The organism is Shewanella sp. 4_MG-2023 (assembly GCF_030548015.1).
Classification (GTDB): Bacteria; Pseudomonadota; Gammaproteobacteria; order Enterobacterales; family Shewanellaceae; genus Shewanella.
Window position 1 is genome coordinate 1 of record NZ_JAUORL010000043.1, and the last position, 16,164, is coordinate 16,164.

Genomic DNA, 16,164 nt, shown 5'->3' on the forward strand with positions numbered 1-16,164 from the left:
AGTGGCCATTCGCAGGCCAAGCCGCACAGTTCAAAGCATTGGTAACCAAAGGATAATTGTTATAGCTTTATGCTTTCGTACTGATTAATAGTGGCCATTCGCAGGCCAAGCCGCACAGTTCAAAGCATTGGTAACCAAAGGATAATTGTTATAGCTTTATGCTTTCATGATAATGACCATTTGCAGCCAAACCACACATTTCATCATAAGCTGTTTGATATACCACATTAGCCCTGGAATAATAATGGCTTCGCAGCAGCGTCTTAGCCTCTGCGAGTGAATTAACTACTGTGCAAGCGCTGCCTGCTGTCAGTCCTGAAAAGTTATTATCCGCATCCACTACGCCCACCAGATAGTGAGTCGAATCTGCCACACCGATGATCGTTGGCTGACTGTCGTTATACACAGACTGCTCGAAGGTATTCAGCCCATGTTGACTCGTATCTCTTGGGTTATTAACGGCTTTATTTATACTAGGCATAGTGGTTCCTCGGATGTAATAACTGATGCTTAAAATCAAGCTTCATTAACTGCAGCGACTAACTGCGGCAATTTAAGACTTAATGACAGCTCTCAGCACTGAGTTGTTAAATAAATTACGTTCAATGTCCAAAAATTGTTCACTACAATGACTACAGCCACAGTCACAATCCCTTTTTCACCCACACTTAAAAGTAAAATTGTTACTGAAATGTTTACAACAATAGCCAATATATATCCCGCCCCGTAGCACTTGAAAGCGATTCCCTTCCCAAAGTGGCTCCCACACACATAAGTAATTTGTATAATTTCTAATTTACTGAAAATATTGAATAAATTATGGCAACCTAATATATAAATTTAACGAAACCATGAATTAATAGTCACTTATTTAGCGATTAAACAACCTGTTAACTCGGTCACATTAACAAGCTAAATACCTTTAGGTAACAACCAAAACAGAATCATTACTTGATTTAGATCAAGGTCTAATTAAAACCCTAAGTTAGAGTAAAGACTCTAAAGTAGAGTTATTACTCTAACTTTGGATGTTGAAGATCTATTCGAATAAGAACTAAACAAAAACGTGAATTTTTTTGAACATAGCTCCATCAGTTAGGAGCTATAGATTGCTAAATAACATGCTCTCGGAGGCATTATGGACATCCCAGTCTGGCAATATTTCGTATCAATGACAGGTTATATTGTTTTATTACTCGTTTTGGTTGAAGGTATGCGCCGAACACCAAGATTAACCGCCGCTTTTTGGCTACTTTCATTAGTGACAGCCCCACTATGGGCAGATCAACTTGACGGATGGTTCCGTTGGGTTAAGACGGTCAGTGTATTAATCCCCACTGCAATTGTTGTTGGTGGTGCCCGTATCGCGTGGCTATATCATCAAAACCCACACAAGGTGCTGGCGTTTTTCCGCGGCGACTGGGTGTTAAAATTTCTATATGCAGTTTTAGTGTTAAACATTGCAGAAGCCACATTAAAAGACTTTGCTACAGCAAACTACTTTAACGCAATCTGTGGTGTCATTCTTTGTGTCACTATTCCTTTCCCACGCTACAAAAATGGTAAACGTGTCTATTGGGTTATCGGTAAAGACAAACCAAACGACTTACTGTTTTATTCCACAGCGGCATGGAACTTCCTCTATACCACCTGGAACCTAGCCTTTGTATTCGGTGAGAGCCCTGCGTTCTTCGCAAGTTCATTCTGTATCTTGATGGCGGCAGAGCTATACCCATTAATCAAAGGTCGACCAGAGCTTTACATAATCGCGCGTGTTTACACCTTGGCATTCCACCTACTGATCCGCGCTAACAGCGACGTGTTTGTACCACTAATGGATTCAAGCAGCTGGGCCAACGATAACGTGCTGTATTACTGGGGCGTCATCAACCTTGCTTTACACGTTCCTTTCGCAATTTGGTACTTCACCATGCAGAAGAAAAATGGTGAACCACCATTTGGTGAAAAGTCTCCACCACCATTAGTCAGCGAATTAGAAGATGATCAAACGGCTCAAGATAAGAAATTAGCAACAGCCTAATCACCTCCAACCGAATACCACATCGGTATTCGGTTAATACAACACGAGACGTTGTTATGAAACATAAACTAATAACACTATTTAGCGCGGTTTTTGCGTTAATGATGGTAAGCATCACCAGCGTAGCTAACGCTGATGACGCCATTAATCATCAAGTAGAAACTCAGCCGCTACCAGGGCAAATATGGCAAGGCACCAGAGACGGCAAACCCGGCGAAGGTAGCTTGTTTTATCGAATGGAATTTGCTGAAAACAATCTTGTCAGTGTCACTAAACAATCTGGCGGCTTTAATAAAGTCGAAACCCAGCGTTGGCAGCAAACTGCCACAGGTGTGGTGATTAGCAGCCAAGCGGGTGATGAGATTAATGACTTTGATGGGGCAACATTAACTTACGTTGACAGTGAAGAAATCCGCTTCACCTTAGCAGACGATGGCTTCAACATTCACAAATGGTATGAATACCGCGCTTATGGGCATGTATTACTGGTGCTATTTGGCTTAATTGCATTAAACGAAATGTGCCGACGCTACAAATGGAGTAACTACGTTTTTTGGTTCATCTTACCCATAGCGCTTATTCCACTGTGGTCAAGCTATGAGATCACCTACTGGTTCAAATGGGTAAAACTGTACTCAGTTGTTGGTGCTGCAGCCTTATTTACCTTAATCCGCTTTACCAAAGTCGGTGATATGAAATGGGCAAAATTCGGCGCTGCTGCATTCCTCGCGATTAATATTTCAGAAGCGGTAATGCAAGACTTCAGTATGGGTAATCTTGCCAATATCCTCAATGCAACTGGTGGTGTGCTATCTATTATCACCCTTGCAGGTTGGGCGAAAATTTTCTCAGACAAAAGTAAGCAGCAAGACATGATTTGGCCAGCAATGACCACATTTTGGATTATCGCCTACGACGTTTGGAATATTGTGTTCGTTTACCTCAATTTCCCAGGCTCTGCGACGGCGCAAATGATGGTGCTAATCGCAGCAACATTACCAGCGCTATTCATTAAAAAAGGCACTTGGTTACAAGCTCGAGCATTCACTTTAGCAGGCTCGTTCATGTACTACTTCAGCTGCCCATTCATGTACGAAAGTAACGTGGTTCCACTACCACGCAATGATGAACTCATGCTGGCAGCAGGTGCAGCTAGTTTCATCATTAATGCTGCTTATGCTTATGTATTCTTTAGTAAAAAATATACCAACACCCGTTTAATGGCAGGTTCATACCAAGCCCAATAAAACGTGAAGAAGTAATGGGTACTGGCGCAACCTATCGCCAGTACCACGAGGATTAGTCCTCAGAAATTTATAACGCTAATGATAAAAACTAATTAAAAACTAATTACAAAATAATGGAGTTACCATGAAAACACGCATTCTAAGTATGGCAATACTCGCTTCAATGACTTCTGGTTTAACTTATGCTGCTGACACAGAAGCAGATATTGATATGTCTAATCCAACTGATGTTTACACCTCTATTGGCGCATCATACGGCAGTGAAGGCATGAACATTAAAGGCCAATTAATGCTGTCGGAAAAAACCGCTGATTCAGGTCAAAAGAGTGGGGTTATTTTCGAAGCTAAAAATATCTTTAACGAGGGTGATAAAAGCCCTAAATTTACTGGGATGATAGAGCATCCTGATTACGGCCTTGTACCAACATTTAATGATGAAACCAGCAAGCGTTCGTACCGTTTACGTTATGGCACTATCAACACCACAAACGGCACCGGCTGGTCTATTGACGCCATCCTAGCTGACCATCCTTTTTATGGCAGCATGGCAGTGGTGCAAGCGGGTCCTGTGATGACGATTCCGGTTACTGATAACTTCTATATTTGGCCAATTTTATATGCCGGTGCTGTGGTCGTTGGCGATAACATGCAAGATATTACAGCTACAGACATCCCGGTAACCAGCAGTGGCATTGATGTTCCATCACTCATTTTAACCGGTATGGTTTATGCCCGTTATGCCTTTAATGATAACTGGTGGATGCTATTAAGCGCTTCTTATACCGAAGAAATGCAAGGCAAGTCATGGAGCGATGACATCATGGATGGCGGCTTACAAATGGCAAGCTTTAGCGGTGAATTATCTTTGGCATATCAAATGAACAAACGCCAAAACGTGCGAGTGAACTATAAAACAGACAATAGTGATAGCACTGATGATAGCTATTGGATTGAATATAACCACGCATTCTAGCCAGTGTATTTTTAACTAATAGCCACTAATGCTCTTTCGCTGCTAAATACCAAACTGTTTCAGTATTGGCAGCGCTTTTTAATCCTTAATGGAGGATGACATGATTAAACGCATTATTACCGCAACGAGCTTAATGTTCGTGTGTGCCAGCGCCTCAGCTGCCGTTGATATTTCAGGTGTCAGTGTGCCTGAAAACGTGACTTTAAATAACAGCACTATGGTGTTAAACGGCGCCGGAGTTCGGAGTAAATTTTTTATCGACTTATATGTCGGTTCTTTGTTTACCACCAGCACCAGTACCCAAGCACAACAGGTGATTGATAGCGACTCCCCAACTGCGATTCGGCTTAATATTACCTCAGATATGATCACCTCAGAAAAAATGATCGATGCCTTAAATGAAGGCTTTGATCGGGCAACAAACGGCAAAACGGAGCCGATTGCCGCCAGTATTGAATCCTTGATCAACTCTTTTTCTGATCCCATTAAGTCAGGCGATCAATTCACCTTAATGAGCGTGCCCGGTGAAGGTGTGATTAGTTACAAAAATGGCCAGCAATTGGCTGTCACTCCAGGTGAAGACTTCCGTAAAGCGGTGCTCAGTGTCTGGTTAGGCAAAAAGCCAACCGATAAAGGCCTAAAAAAATCGATGCTAAAAGGTTGATCTAAAACAATAAAAGTGACGATAACCATGGTCTAAGGCGATAACTGTTTGCCGCTGTCACCTTAGCCATGGTAAATCTAGAACAAATTTTAATAAATCAATAAAAAAACAATAATTTAGATGTGAATTATTTAGTTTAGGCTAAGGTAAGTATTCGGTTTTTTATCCCCTAGGCCTTTTCTACTTTGTATTATAAGAGGCAACTTTATGACTCCTTTGGCAATGTGGCGTGCTGCTTTTTTCCCGACCAATAATACCTGGAATGACACTCAACTCAGGTATGTGGAAGTCATTCTATTTTTCTCACTTTTATCACTATTTACCGGCCTTTACAGTCTGTTTAAATGGCTGCAATTTGATCATAGTTTATTGATCTACACCTCTATATTTTTAATTATTGCCGAGATAAGTGCAGGCTTAATTTTGCGCTTGGCAAAAATGCCGACCCTCGCGCTTAATGTCGGTTTCCTTGGTATGGCTCTACATGCACTGAACCTTATTTATCAGGACGGTGGTGTGCTCAATTCAAGTCAGAGCCTATGGTTAACGGTATTACTGATCGCCTTCTTTTTAACTGCAGGTATTTTAATGGCGACGATTTGGAGTGCGCTGGTGATCGCAGCGTCATCTTGGATGCTAATGTTAGAGTTACAAGGGGTGAGCATTCCGGTTATGGAACTGTCTGATACGGCATACATGACAGAGGCTTGGTCTGGTTTATTAATGCCACTGATTATAATTGTTATCGCCCAAGCCTTTACCGCCAAGCAACGTAATAAAGCCATTGAGCATGCTGAAAAATCTCAGCATCAAACAGAAAAAGTCGCAAATGATGCAGAGCAAAGCGCCCAGCAATTATCGTCGATTTTACATCGCGCGGGTGACAATGCGGTGCAACTGTCTAGCATGGCTGAGGTACTTGAAACACAATCTGAAGACTTGCATCATCAAGTGGATGATTTAAATCAAAACTGCCAATCTCAGGCCAGCGCCGCTGAAGAAATGAACCAACAGCTTAGCCGGATGACTCAAGATGTTGAGCAGTCAGAATCATTTGTGGTCGATTTACGTAATCGCAGCCAACTTATCAATGATCAGGCTCAGCTAAGTGCCTCATCACTGGCGGCTACTACAGAAGCTATCAGCAAAATTTTAGTCAGTAATAAAGAAATTATGTCAGTGGCAGATTTAATTACCTCGGTGGCAGACCAAACCAACTTATTGGCACTCAATGCTGCCATTGAAGCGGCTCGCGCTGGTGAGCATGGGCGCGGTTTTGCAGTAGTGGCTGAACAAGTGCGCGAGCTGTCAGCTAAGAGTAATACCTCTGCAGTCGAAATTCGTAGCCTGTTAGATCGTAGCCAAAAAGAAGTGCTGCACGGCCAAAGTGTCATTGAGCAATCCAGTAATGAGCTCACCAGTATTATCGCTAAGGTCGCAGAGACCCTCAGTGATATCAATCAACTTGCCGATACCATGGTGCATCAAGTTCAGGCAGTTCAAGAACTTAATACTGCCAGCGCCGAAGTTGCTAGCAGTGTTGTTAAAACTCATCAAGTATCAGAGTCTGTTGCCAACCAAGGCGAGAAGCTTACCCACCAGGTTGAAACGCTAAAAAGGTTAGCAACTGATTTGAATATGGCAGTCAGTAGCTAGTATTGCCAAGCTGTAAATGCGAACCCTAACAAAGAGCGCTAACAAAGAACACTCGAAATTAGCACTCGTTCAAATATAAACCAGTTAAACAGCCTGTTGATAAAACTGTGATACAGATCTCTTGAGCACATGGGTAACATCACGCATGCTGTCAGTCCTTTTTGTTAAACTTTTTAATCGCTTAGCAAAAAGATCCGTTCGGATGAAGGTAGCAGGAGAGTGGGGAGCAACCCCACACCGACGAGGCAAGTTTGTTGGATGGTATTGATATCATTTAATAAACCACTCTTTCAGGTGCCACTTAGTGGTGAGGACTGTTACTGGACGAGCCTCTGGAGAGACTGTAAGCATTAGTGGTTCGCAGCTTAATGTCATTACAGCGCCGAAGGCGAAAGTGGCAGTTGAATTAATTCAACTGCCGCGAAACGCTCAGGCAAAAGGACAGAGGAGAGGATGACTGTATTCATTTATGGTCACTGTCGTTTTCTGCTGTGCCTAATGTCATCAATCATGATGAACACCTGCGTGAGCTGTATTCCTCAGTACCACAAATCCAGCCATTTCTTTTCCTCCTCCATATTAATTTTGTTGTTTAATATTCGAGGAATACCATGAATTTTCACGCGCTTTTAGCCGATATCAATGCCATTGTTTGGGGCCCTATAACCCTATGCTTACTGATCGGCACCGGGCTATATCTCACCATTCGCCTAAAATTACTCCAAGTCCTTAAGCTGCCACTGGCCTTAAGCTTATTATTTAAACCTGCTAGCGGCAAAGGCGACTTATCTTCCTTCGCGGCCTTATGTACAGCGCTATCTGCCACTATCGGTACTGGTAATATTGTCGGCGTCGCCACCGCGATTAAAATCGGTGGGCCGGGCGCCCTTTTCTGGATGTGGCTAGCAGCCTTCTTTGGAATGGCAACCAAATATGCTGAATGTATGCTGGCAGTAAAGTATCGCACCACCGATGCCAGAGGTAATATTGCTGGCGGGCCAATGTACTACATTGAGCGTGGTCTCGGCTTAAAGTGGCTAGCCAATATTTTTGCTATTTTTGGTGTCGGCGTAGCCTTTTTCGGTATCGGTACTTTCGCCCAAGTGAATGCCATTAGCGATGCCATGACCATTGCCTTTGATGTGCCGACTTGGGTTACCGCCCTCGTACTCACCACCCTTGTCGCTGCGGTGACGATCGGCGGCGTTAAACGCATTGCCAATGTGGCGCAAAAGTTAGTACCTACTATGGCGCTAGGTTATGTATTGGCCTGTTTGTGGATTTTATTTAGCTTTTCTGAGCAAATCATTCCGGCCATTGAATTAGTATTACACTCAGCCTTCGCCCCTATTGCTGCAGCAGGCGGTTTCTTAGGCGCAACGGTGGCGCAAGCCATTCAAATTGGTATCGCCCGCGGGGTATTCTCTAATGAATCGGGTTTAGGGAGTGCGCCCATTGCGGCCGCTGCCGCTAAAACTAAAGAACCGGTCGAGCAAGGCTTAGTCAGCATGACCGGCACCTTTTTTGACACTATTTTGATTTGTACCATGACAGGCTTAGTGCTGATTATCACCGGTGTGTGGAATGGCGATACTGCTGGCGCAGCAATGACCAGTGCAGCCTTTGCCTCTGGCGGCTCAGTGATTGTCGGCCAGTATGTGGTGACCATTGCTCTAGTGTGTTTTGCCTTTACCACCATTCTAGGTTGGCATTATTACGGCGAGCGTTGTTGGTACTACCTAACCAGCAAACGCTTAGGTGAACAAGGTATTAAACTATATCAGTTTATCTTTTTAACTTTGATTGCCGGCGGCGCGTTTATTCAACTAGACCTTATTTGGATGCTGGCCGATACCGTTAATGGCTTAATGATCATTCCGAACTTGATCGGGATTATTGGTTTAAGACACATTATCTTAGCCGAAACCAACAAGTACTTTGCTAAGCAGCTAGGTAAACATGCCTCTTACAATGCACTGGACTCAGCAGTTAAGTAACGAGGTTTACTGAAATACCTTAAGCCCTTTTTTAATGTTTAAAAACAGGCTTAAATAATAAAAAGGCGCAGTCAGTGAATGACTGCGCCTTTTTTGAAAGCTGATTATCTCAGCACACATCATCTTGATAAGCATCAAATTAACCTAGGGATTATTTAGCTGTGATGGTTTGTTTTACTGTGCTTTTTAGATTGTTCATAAAGGTTTTAAAGTGAGGCATAAAATCCAAAAATAGTGGATGCTTACGGTTTTGCATCATCACAGGCCCTAACAGTCGTAAGGCTACGGCGACTCTGGTGGCAAGCGGCGCTTCTAAGCCACTGCCCTTTTTTATATTTTCAACAGCGTTGAATAGGTCTTCCCTATCTTGAAACTCAAAGCTTAAGGTTTTGCCAGTATCTTGGCCTGAGATCTGCTCTTCAACGGTAATGCGGTAGCGATTTTCTCGGTTAATTTTAGGGATCATAATCTCTCTCCGGCTTAATGAAACAAGTTAAAACTAGTTGATAAGGTCAACTATAACTACATTGGTTGATTTTGTCAACCATTTAATTGTAGCAATGTTAACCAGTAGAGAGCTGTTATAAGGTTTACACAGGGTTTGGATTAACTGGTTACGCTTCAGCAAGACGCAACCAGTTAGTTTGAGCTAGGACCTTGTTAGTTTCAGCCTGCTTTTTATGACGTTAAACTTTTAATTGCCGCGCATTAACGGCGACATTAAGCTTTAAGGCTTGGGCTTTAACACTTAAGCGTTAAGACTTGAGAAGTAATCATCCCAACTTTGATGCTTACGACCTGCAGCTTGGGTAAAGTCGCTGGGGTTATCTGATTTACCATTAAGTATGCCTTGGTAAATACCTGCAATCACCGTACCCATAAATTCACCCAGTTCAGCGGTGCGATCGTCGCGGTATTGCGCCACTGAAACAGGAATATATTTAAGGCTAAGCTCAAAACTCTTATTCAAGTATTCAGCCAATTGATATTGAGTTATTGACTCACCATGGAGGTTATAAACATGGCCGTTATGTTTATCTTCAGTCAACATGCAGGCATAGGCAAATGCCAGCTCTTTTCGAGTGGTGTAACCGCACTTGCCATCGCCAGCGCAATTGGAAATAAAGCCGGCCGCCTTGTAGCTATCAATATACTCAATATCTGGCTCAATATAGATACCGTTTCGGCCTATAACCCACTCAAGTCCTGAGCTCTGGACATCTAGCTCGGTTTGTCGATTACTCTGAATAACCGGAGAAAATGCAGTGTCTTCTTCAGCGCCTTGAACGCTGGTATAGACAATTTTTTTAACCCCTGCCTGCTTGGCTGCTTGAATAACATTACGATGCTGAGGAATACGCGCTTCAGGGGCTGCCATACCTGATACCAGTAATAAGGTATCGACACCATTAAGCGAAGTCTCAAGCTCAGCGAGATTATCGTAATCACCTGGGCGAACTTCAACCCCAAGGTGTTTGGCATTGTCGACGGTTCTAGCAAGGGCGATTACATTGTAATTGGGGCCTAAAGCAAGCAGGGCATTTACTATTGCAGCGCCAAGTTGACCACTAGCTGCTGTTACAGCAATATTCATTGGATATTCTCCTGTTCAAAGCATTTAATCCATCGGTGAGTGCCAATCTACAAAAATTAAAGCATAGCAGCTTATTTGCGCAGCCGAATAACTGCTAGCGAATAACCACAGCCGAATAACTGCTAGCGAATAACCACAGCCGAATAACCACTAGCGAATAACCACAGCCGAATAACTGCTAGCGAATAACCACAGCCGAATAACTGCTAGCGAATAACCGCAGCCGAATAACCATTGGTGAACACCATCAACAAAGGTTAACCCTAAAGAATAGGCGAAAAGCAGCATTAATATCTAAATAAGACTTAAAGTAAGCCTCTTTTAGTGTTTTGTGTTACGAAAAGTCTTTTCCCATCCAACAAAACGCTATCTCAATTGATGCAGATCAAGGTGCTCCTAGCTTAACTATTGTCTTATAAAGGTGACTTAGATCACTAAAGCACATTCAAACTGTGCTTTAGTGTCACAAATATAACCCTACAAGCTCCATCACATAAAATAATAGGTGTACTCATGGAATTACTACCGAACTGCTATACCGACGTGTGTATCAATGGAAAATGGTTTCATTACGATCACAACAAACAAGCGGCATTTATGCTTAATGGTAGCGATCCGCTCTCAATTGAACTTGAGATTACCCCCACCACAGAAGCAGAACTTGAAGCACACCTGGCCTCTATTGCCACCTTCTAAGCAAACTAACTACCGCAATATCAAACCTTGGTTTGATAACGACAATGCCAGAAACAAAATTCCCCTCAATATTGTTTCTGGCTTGATATTTCATTTTCCGCTGTCGCTTTAAGCTATAATGACAATACAACACCAAGAGTATCTAGTTGTTAATGAGGCATTAATGGAAAAACGTACGGTTGTAGTTATTGATGACGATCCTGTTTGCACAGGCCTGTTACTGGCAATTTTGGGCGATGAATATCGGGTTATGACAGCAAATTCTGGCGATGCTGCTATCGAAATGTTTGCAAGCATTCGCCCTAATTTAATTTTCGTCGATATCACTATGCCTAATATCAATGGCTATCAAGTAATCAAGTTTATTAAAGATCAGCCTGAAATCGCCAATACTCCGATCGTAGTAGTCAGCTCACTCATTGAAGCATCTGATCAAGAGTTAGCCTTAAAAATTGGTGCTGATGATTACCTGACGAAGCCCATCATGCCCAATGATGTGCAAAAAACTATTGATCGCTTTCTGAGTTAATCGATCATTTGAGCAGTAAAAAAGCCTTTTCATAATGAAAAGGCTTTGTCATTTTTACAGCTAGCTTAAAAGTACATTGGTAAGTACCTTAATCCATAAACACTAATTCATAATGAGCTTTGTCACCTTTAACTTCTAAGGCTACCCGGTAAGTCTCAACCGCAGTTTTCCAATTCACACTGTCTAAGGTTAAATAATACAGCCCTGATTCAGCTTCATTGATATCAAGTGAGCAGGTTTCAGCCTCAATGCAATTTGCATGACTCGCCTGATGCCAATCCAGATTGTACTTGGTTGACGACTGCGTCTTTGAAGGGTAACCCATAATAATCAGGTTAAATGCACTTGCGTCAGTGACCGACAAATCATCATCACCTGTCAGTTTTACTGTCACTGCGCCATTTTCTGCATCAACAGATTGTAAGCTAGCAGTTAAGGTCTCAGTTTGATCAATATTGACCGTCAATACCGGAGGCTCTACAGGTGGCTCAATTGGCGGATCTATAGTTTCATCATCAGAGCCTCCACAGCCAAACAACAACATCGAACTCAAGCCAATGACACTACATAATTTAAGATGTTTCATGTTATTACTCCCAGCAATTAGTGGCCGCCGTGACAGGTATTACATGACATATTCGTTTGCACACTAGGGGCAAATGTTGATGACGATGTATGACAACCTTGGCAATCTTGAGTCGCATCTGAAACTGGGTGATCATTTACGGTCTCACCATCAAAAGCCTTGTTAAGCATTGCAACTAATTCATAGACCACAGAGGCTGAAAGCTGTTTACAGCGCATGCCTTTTTCACTAAATGACTTACCATTTTCACTGGCCCAAAGACTAATAGAGCTGTGACAAAGGGTGCTATTTGCCGCTGTAGGTTTACCGACTTGAGCTAAGGTCTCTGTCATGTCAGCGCCTATGCCTTCAATAAATTCAGCCGTTTGAAACGGTAGTGTTTCTGATTCATAAAAACGCATGGTTTGACTTAGCATTGCATTGGCTGGCTCACCATTAATGGATAATAAATTAACCAACATACCTGTGGCGTTAATATTGCCACAAACAGTGCCTTCTCCTAGCATGCCTGCATAGCCATAATGCGCCATGGCGGTTGGTACTTGGGCGAACTTATCAGCATCAACAGAATCTGATTCTGCCAAGCTTTGAATAATGCTATCAAATACTTGGAACATACAGCCATTACCGGTTTCATAAGCACGTTTTGCCACAACCATGGGATCAAGTTTGCTATAAGCTAAGCGGGTACCCACTTCTAATTTCCAATCTCCGCTAACGTTGGTCACTGCCGCTATAACAGGATTAGCGATAAGTGCCCCGCCCGCTGCCGCAGTAGAAATACCAATAATACGGTTGATCGCTTGTCTTCTATTTAGAGTTTTCATAATCACTTGCCTCGCATTTTTATATTTATTCCCAACTTTTAAGCTGAGTGTTGATAACTGGCAGAACGCTAAAAAGTACATCTTCAGCACTTACGTTTCTGGCTTGAGATAAGCATGACAGACAGGAAAAATGGCAACGGGAGCTAGTTCAAAGTAATATTTCAGTTAATCACTCCATTAGAAAAATCGAATTGAAGATGGATTAAATAGCGAAAAAACTCAACTTAACAGCGTTAAATATCAAAAAAGCACCCGCATTCAGCATGTAATACTAATTACAGAGTTTTACTTTTGAGATTACTTAAAATCTAATGTGACCCAGATCACGTTAAGTTAATTGTCCGTAGCAGAACTAGCAATATCCGAAGCGCGGGAGCTTGATACGAGCAGCCGCGACTGCAATGGCTATTGGTCATAACAAAGAAGTAATGAGTGGCTTTTAGCAAAAGCCAGCTGCAAAGTTAGTGCTGTATGGTAAAACTGTGATTTGTAGAATGTTTGTAATTATTTAATTGCAGTAAACTTAACAATAGAATGTTTATCTGAGTGTGATTTAAATGCGCATTGAAATCTTTGAATTTGATATTGCCAATAGCCAAATACTCAATACTGAATCTCAAGTTCAGCTGCACCTTACCCGCACCGAAAGTCAGGTTTTAGAGCAATTAAGTCTTCACCCCAATCGCATCATGACCAAAGGCCAATTAGCCTGTGCTGGCTCCCAAAGCCCTGTTATGAGTGAATCGGCAGTGGCAAAAGCAGTATTTACCTTGCGTAAGTACTTTGGCGAAAATTATGCTGAATTAATTGAAACCATTCCGCGTAAAGGTTATCGGCTCAATATCACCCCACCAGCAGCCAGTTGGATTCAGCAATCTGCAAAGCATAAAAAACACTTTATCTATACCACTGCATTGGTGCTTGTAGTGTTAACCGCCATTATTGCAGCAATGCATCAATACATACTGTTTAAACCTGCACAAACGCCAGTCAAAAATAGCCGCATTGTGCAACTAGATAATCAGCAACAAATAAAACTGACGTGGCTTGAGTCACCCAGCATATCAATGCAACAAGATAAGCCCACTGAAGAAAAAATCATTGCTGCTCTCAACCAATGCAACACCTTAGTGTGGCAACAAGTGTATCTGGCATTTTCTAACGACATGCAGGTGTTAAATATCTCTTTAGCTCGGCAAAAGCCAAATGGCGATAACTTAATGCGCAATATTAAAACCAGTGATTTTAGTTTAACCCCGAATTTTATCTCCGATAAATGGCTAGCTGAGGTATCACTCTGTGACTAATCGCATCATATTCAGAATACTGGCGGCCTTAATGGCCATTGTCAGCATCGTCATTGTTTACCAGCATATCAAAGCCACCGAAGTGGATATGGTGCTATCTTGTCGCAATGAATTAGTGGCGAAAAACCCTAATAGTGACACCATTGAACATCACTCGCTGATCGCTGATTTTACCTTACAAAAACGTTCAGCCAGTATCAGCTACCGTTACTTCACGACCGATGGCAATCCTATTGCAACCCTGTATTTAACAGGCGATGTACTTAGCGCTTATAAAGAGAAAGACACCTACATTTTAAACTTAACCCACAATGAATTAATTAGGCATAATACTGAGCTGCCATTACCACAACATGCCAGCCACTTAGAGGCCTTTGCTAAAAGAAATATCAGTAAAAAAGGCGTCCATAACCTTACGATTCAAATTACTAATCGAAATGCGCAACAAAATACCGTGTTACTGTATTTTTTACCCAGTACTAATATCTGTGCCTGCAACCTCGTGGAAATGAAGTAACTGAGCTAATGATTTAAAGTGATGCTTTAAAGTGATGCTTTAAAGTGATGCTTTAAAGTGATGCTTTAAAACCGTCACTTGCTAATAGGCTAAAAAATATAAAAACAATGCAGCTCAGTTCACATAAGCACAAACACTTGGTAACAACAAACCTAAGCAATGCTATAATCCCGCTTCGAACAACTTCAATAAAACTATTAATAACAATATGTTGCTGGATTAATATGCCTATAATAACCACAAGAACACTACGCTACCTTCCTTTATGCATGGCCGCGGCCTTTGCTACCTCAGTTCAAGCTAACAATCACAGTTTTGATGCGCGCTCACATGCCATGGGCGGCGTTGGCGTTAGCAGCGCCGATTATTTAACGGCGCCGTTTCATAACCCTGCATTAACGGCGCGTTTTAAAGAGTCCGATGGCGTGGCGGTATTGTTCCCTGCTTTTGGGGTACACGCTAACGATCCCACTGACACTATCGAGAATGTTAAAGATTTTTCAGACGTTTATGATGATTTTAAAAACATCAGCATGCCAACTGAAGCTGATGCCCAAGTGGTGATCGATCAACTGCAGTTGATCCAAGGCAATTACGCCCAAGTACAAGTGGGGACTCAGTTAGCCATTGCGATCCCCAATAAATTTGTATCGGTCAACCTGTTTGCCCAAGCCTATGCCGATGCACTGGTGTTTGCTGATATTGCTGATAGCGATCTTGATCCAAGCAATATCATCAACCAAGATCTGAACTCTCAAGCGTTAACCATGGGTGTAGTTGTTACCGAAATTGGTGTCAGCTTAGCTAAGTCGCATCAGTTTGCCACAGGCGAGCTCTACTATGGGGTGTCACCTAAATATCAGCAGGTAAACACCATAAATTATATTACCGACATTGATAACTTTGAGTTTGATGACTGGGATGATGATCGCTACCAAAACGATCAAGGCAATATGAACCTTGATGTCGGTATTGCTTATCAACATAACGCCGGATTTGGCTTTGGTTTTGTGGGGACAAACTTAATCGAGAATAGCTATGACACTGAGCTAATTAATGGCGTGCAAGGTCAATATGAAATAAGCCCGACTTATACAGTGAGTGCAAATTATCAAAACCGTTTTATCACCGCAGCCATTGATGTGCAGTTAAATGAATCTGAAGGTTATAGCAATATTGACGGCACGCTTAACCAGTTTGATAGCAGTAATGACAATCGCCAACTCGCGGCTATTGGGCTTGAGTTTAGCCCTGCTAGCTGGGCTAAATTGCGCGCCGGCTACCAAACAGATTTAACAGATAATATCGATGACAGCGTGACTGCCGGTTTAGGCTTATCCATTGCTGGAGTATTTAATATCGATATTTCAGCCAATTACAGTGATGAAAATAATATGGGCGCAGCACTGCAAACCAGCTTCACTTTTTAGGTTTTAGATTTAAAGTTTAAGCTTTCTGAGCAGAGATTTTTAAAAAGTAACCATAATTAACAACGCTTACGTTGCTGATAATAAAAAGGCTGTTGCAGAA

General features: G+C 42.2%; 16 protein-coding genes and 1 riboswitch. Of the genes, 11 read left to right on the forward strand and 5 right to left on the reverse strand.

Annotation, left to right across the window (positions count from 1 at the left end):
- Window positions 1–148 precede the first annotated feature (148 nt).
- Window positions 149–481: a DUF6482 family protein gene (locus Q4546_RS17645; protein WP_102440695.1), complete on the reverse strand. Its 333-nt coding sequence runs from the start codon at window positions 479–481 to the stop codon at window positions 149–151.
- 657 nt (window positions 482–1,138) lie between these two features.
- Here Q4546_RS17645 and Q4546_RS17650 point away from each other — a divergent pair.
- The 6 genes from Q4546_RS17650 to Q4546_RS17675 all read left to right on the forward strand — a co-directional run bounded on the left by Q4546_RS17650 (window position 1,139) and on the right by Q4546_RS17675 (window position 8,578).
- Complete coding sequence (locus Q4546_RS17650; RefSeq protein ID WP_102475656.1) at window positions 1,139–2,041, forward strand: hypothetical protein; 903 nt, start codon at window positions 1,139–1,141, stop codon at window positions 2,039–2,041.
- 56 nt (window positions 2,042–2,097) lie between these two features.
- Window positions 2,098–3,288, forward strand: a complete 1,191-nt coding sequence (locus Q4546_RS17655; protein ID WP_241900991.1) for a DUF5692 family protein — start codon at window positions 2,098–2,100, stop codon at window positions 3,286–3,288.
- A 124-nt stretch (window positions 3,289–3,412) separates the two neighbouring features.
- Window positions 3,413–4,261, forward strand: a complete 849-nt coding sequence (locus Q4546_RS17660; protein ID WP_102440697.1) for a hypothetical protein — start codon at window positions 3,413–3,415, stop codon at window positions 4,259–4,261.
- A 100-nt stretch (window positions 4,262–4,361) separates the two neighbouring features.
- Window positions 4,362–4,925 carry a chalcone isomerase family protein gene (locus Q4546_RS17665; protein WP_102440698.1) on the forward strand — a complete coding sequence of 188 codons (564 nt, stop codon included), beginning with the start codon at window positions 4,362–4,364 and terminating at the stop codon, window positions 4,923–4,925.
- A gap of 207 nt (window positions 4,926–5,132) precedes the next feature.
- A complete protein-coding gene (locus Q4546_RS17670) occupies window positions 5,133–6,581 on the forward strand; it encodes a methyl-accepting chemotaxis protein (RefSeq protein WP_102440699.1) in 1,449 nt (482 codons plus the stop codon).
- 322 nt (window positions 6,582–6,903) lie between these two features.
- A riboswitch (glycine riboswitch) is annotated at window positions 6,904–7,036 on the forward strand.
- Between the two features lie 156 nt (window positions 7,037–7,192).
- Window positions 7,193–8,578 carry a sodium:alanine symporter family protein gene (locus tag Q4546_RS17675; protein WP_102440700.1) on the forward strand — a complete coding sequence of 462 codons (1,386 nt, stop codon included), beginning with the start codon at window positions 7,193–7,195 and terminating at the stop codon, window positions 8,576–8,578.
- A gap of 151 nt (window positions 8,579–8,729) precedes the next feature.
- On the opposite strand, the gene Q4546_RS17680 is transcribed toward Q4546_RS17675, so the two are convergent.
- Window positions 8,730–9,044: a DUF3861 domain-containing protein gene (locus tag Q4546_RS17680; protein ID WP_102440701.1), complete on the reverse strand. Its 315-nt coding sequence runs from the start codon at window positions 9,042–9,044 to the stop codon at window positions 8,730–8,732.
- A gap of 282 nt (window positions 9,045–9,326) precedes the next feature.
- Window positions 9,327–10,172 carry an SDR family oxidoreductase gene (locus Q4546_RS17685; protein WP_102440702.1) on the reverse strand — a complete coding sequence of 282 codons (846 nt, stop codon included), beginning with the start codon at window positions 10,170–10,172 and terminating at the stop codon, window positions 9,327–9,329.
- 513 nt (window positions 10,173–10,685) lie between these two features.
- Here Q4546_RS17685 and Q4546_RS17690 point away from each other — a divergent pair.
- Together Q4546_RS17690 and Q4546_RS17695 are read left to right on the forward strand one after the other, a co-directional pair.
- On the forward strand, window positions 10,686–10,868 hold the full coding sequence (locus tag Q4546_RS17690) for a hypothetical protein (protein ID WP_076538754.1): 183 nt from the start codon (window positions 10,686–10,688) through the stop codon (window positions 10,866–10,868).
- Between the two features lie 163 nt (window positions 10,869–11,031).
- Window positions 11,032–11,397, forward strand: coding sequence for a PleD family two-component system response regulator (locus Q4546_RS17695; protein WP_102440703.1), 366 nt, complete (start codon window positions 11,032–11,034; stop codon window positions 11,395–11,397).
- Between the two features lie 88 nt (window positions 11,398–11,485).
- On the opposite strand, the gene Q4546_RS17700 is transcribed toward Q4546_RS17695, so the two are convergent.
- The gene (locus Q4546_RS17700; RefSeq protein WP_102440704.1) at window positions 11,486–11,983 is read right to left on the reverse strand and encodes a hypothetical protein; all 498 of its coding nucleotides are present in this window, start codon (window positions 11,981–11,983) and stop codon (window positions 11,486–11,488) included.
- Window positions 11,984–12,000: 17 nt separating this feature from the next.
- The gene (locus Q4546_RS17705) at window positions 12,001–12,810 is read right to left on the reverse strand and encodes a cytochrome C (RefSeq protein ID WP_102440718.1); all 810 of its coding nucleotides are present in this window, start codon (window positions 12,808–12,810) and stop codon (window positions 12,001–12,003) included.
- A gap of 557 nt (window positions 12,811–13,367) precedes the next feature.
- Here Q4546_RS17705 and Q4546_RS17710 point away from each other — a divergent pair.
- The 3 genes from Q4546_RS17710 to traF all read left to right on the forward strand — a co-directional run bounded on the left by Q4546_RS17710 (window position 13,368) and on the right by traF (window position 16,064).
- A complete protein-coding gene (locus Q4546_RS17710) occupies window positions 13,368–14,117 on the forward strand; it encodes a helix-turn-helix domain-containing protein (protein ID WP_102530686.1) in 750 nt (249 codons plus the stop codon).
- Complete coding sequence (locus Q4546_RS17715; protein WP_102530685.1) at window positions 14,110–14,634, forward strand: hypothetical protein; 525 nt, start codon at window positions 14,110–14,112, stop codon at window positions 14,632–14,634. The genes Q4546_RS17710 and Q4546_RS17715 overlap by 8 nt, the downstream gene beginning before the upstream one ends.
- Window positions 14,635–14,858: 224 nt before the next feature.
- Window positions 14,859–16,064, forward strand: a complete 1,206-nt coding sequence (gene traF / locus Q4546_RS17720) for a conjugal transfer protein TraF (protein ID WP_303446745.1) — start codon at window positions 14,859–14,861, stop codon at window positions 16,062–16,064.
- Window positions 16,065–16,164: the final 100 nt, after the last annotated feature.

Bases quoted from the DNA above. Each gene is read 5' to 3' on its own strand.
- Q4546_RS17665 (WP_102440698.1), top strand. From the start codon at position 4,362: ATGATTAAACGCATTATTACCGCAACGAGCTTAATGTTCGTGTGTGCC.
- Q4546_RS17645 (WP_102440695.1), bottom strand. From the start codon at position 481: ATGCCTAGTATAAATAAAGCCGTTAATAACCCAAGAGATACGAGTCAA.
- Q4546_RS17710 (WP_102530686.1), top strand. From the start codon at position 13,368: ATGCGCATTGAAATCTTTGAATTTGATATTGCCAATAGCCAAATACTC.
- Q4546_RS17660 (WP_102440697.1), top strand. From the start codon at position 3,413: ATGAAAACACGCATTCTAAGTATGGCAATACTCGCTTCAATGACTTCT.
- Q4546_RS17675 (WP_102440700.1), top strand. From the start codon at position 7,193: ATGAATTTTCACGCGCTTTTAGCCGATATCAATGCCATTGTTTGGGGC.
- Q4546_RS17655 (WP_241900991.1), top strand. From the start codon at position 2,098: ATGAAACATAAACTAATAACACTATTTAGCGCGGTTTTTGCGTTAATG.
- Q4546_RS17695 (WP_102440703.1), top strand. From the start codon at position 11,032: ATGGAAAAACGTACGGTTGTAGTTATTGATGACGATCCTGTTTGCACA.
- Q4546_RS17690 (WP_076538754.1), top strand. From the start codon at position 10,686: ATGGAATTACTACCGAACTGCTATACCGACGTGTGTATCAATGGAAAA.
- Q4546_RS17680 (WP_102440701.1), bottom strand. From the start codon at position 9,044: ATGATCCCTAAAATTAACCGAGAAAATCGCTACCGCATTACCGTTGAA.
- traF (WP_303446745.1), top strand. From the start codon at position 14,859: ATGCCTATAATAACCACAAGAACACTACGCTACCTTCCTTTATGCATG.
- Q4546_RS17670 (WP_102440699.1), top strand. From the start codon at position 5,133: ATGACTCCTTTGGCAATGTGGCGTGCTGCTTTTTTCCCGACCAATAAT.
- Q4546_RS17685 (WP_102440702.1), bottom strand. From the start codon at position 10,172: ATGAATATTGCTGTAACAGCAGCTAGTGGTCAACTTGGCGCTGCAATA.
- Q4546_RS17650 (WP_102475656.1), top strand. From the start codon at position 1,139: ATGGACATCCCAGTCTGGCAATATTTCGTATCAATGACAGGTTATATT.
- Q4546_RS17700 (WP_102440704.1), bottom strand. From the start codon at position 11,983: ATGAAACATCTTAAATTATGTAGTGTCATTGGCTTGAGTTCGATGTTG.
- Q4546_RS17705 (WP_102440718.1), bottom strand. From the start codon at position 12,810: ATGAAAACTCTAAATAGAAGACAAGCGATCAACCGTATTATTGGTATT.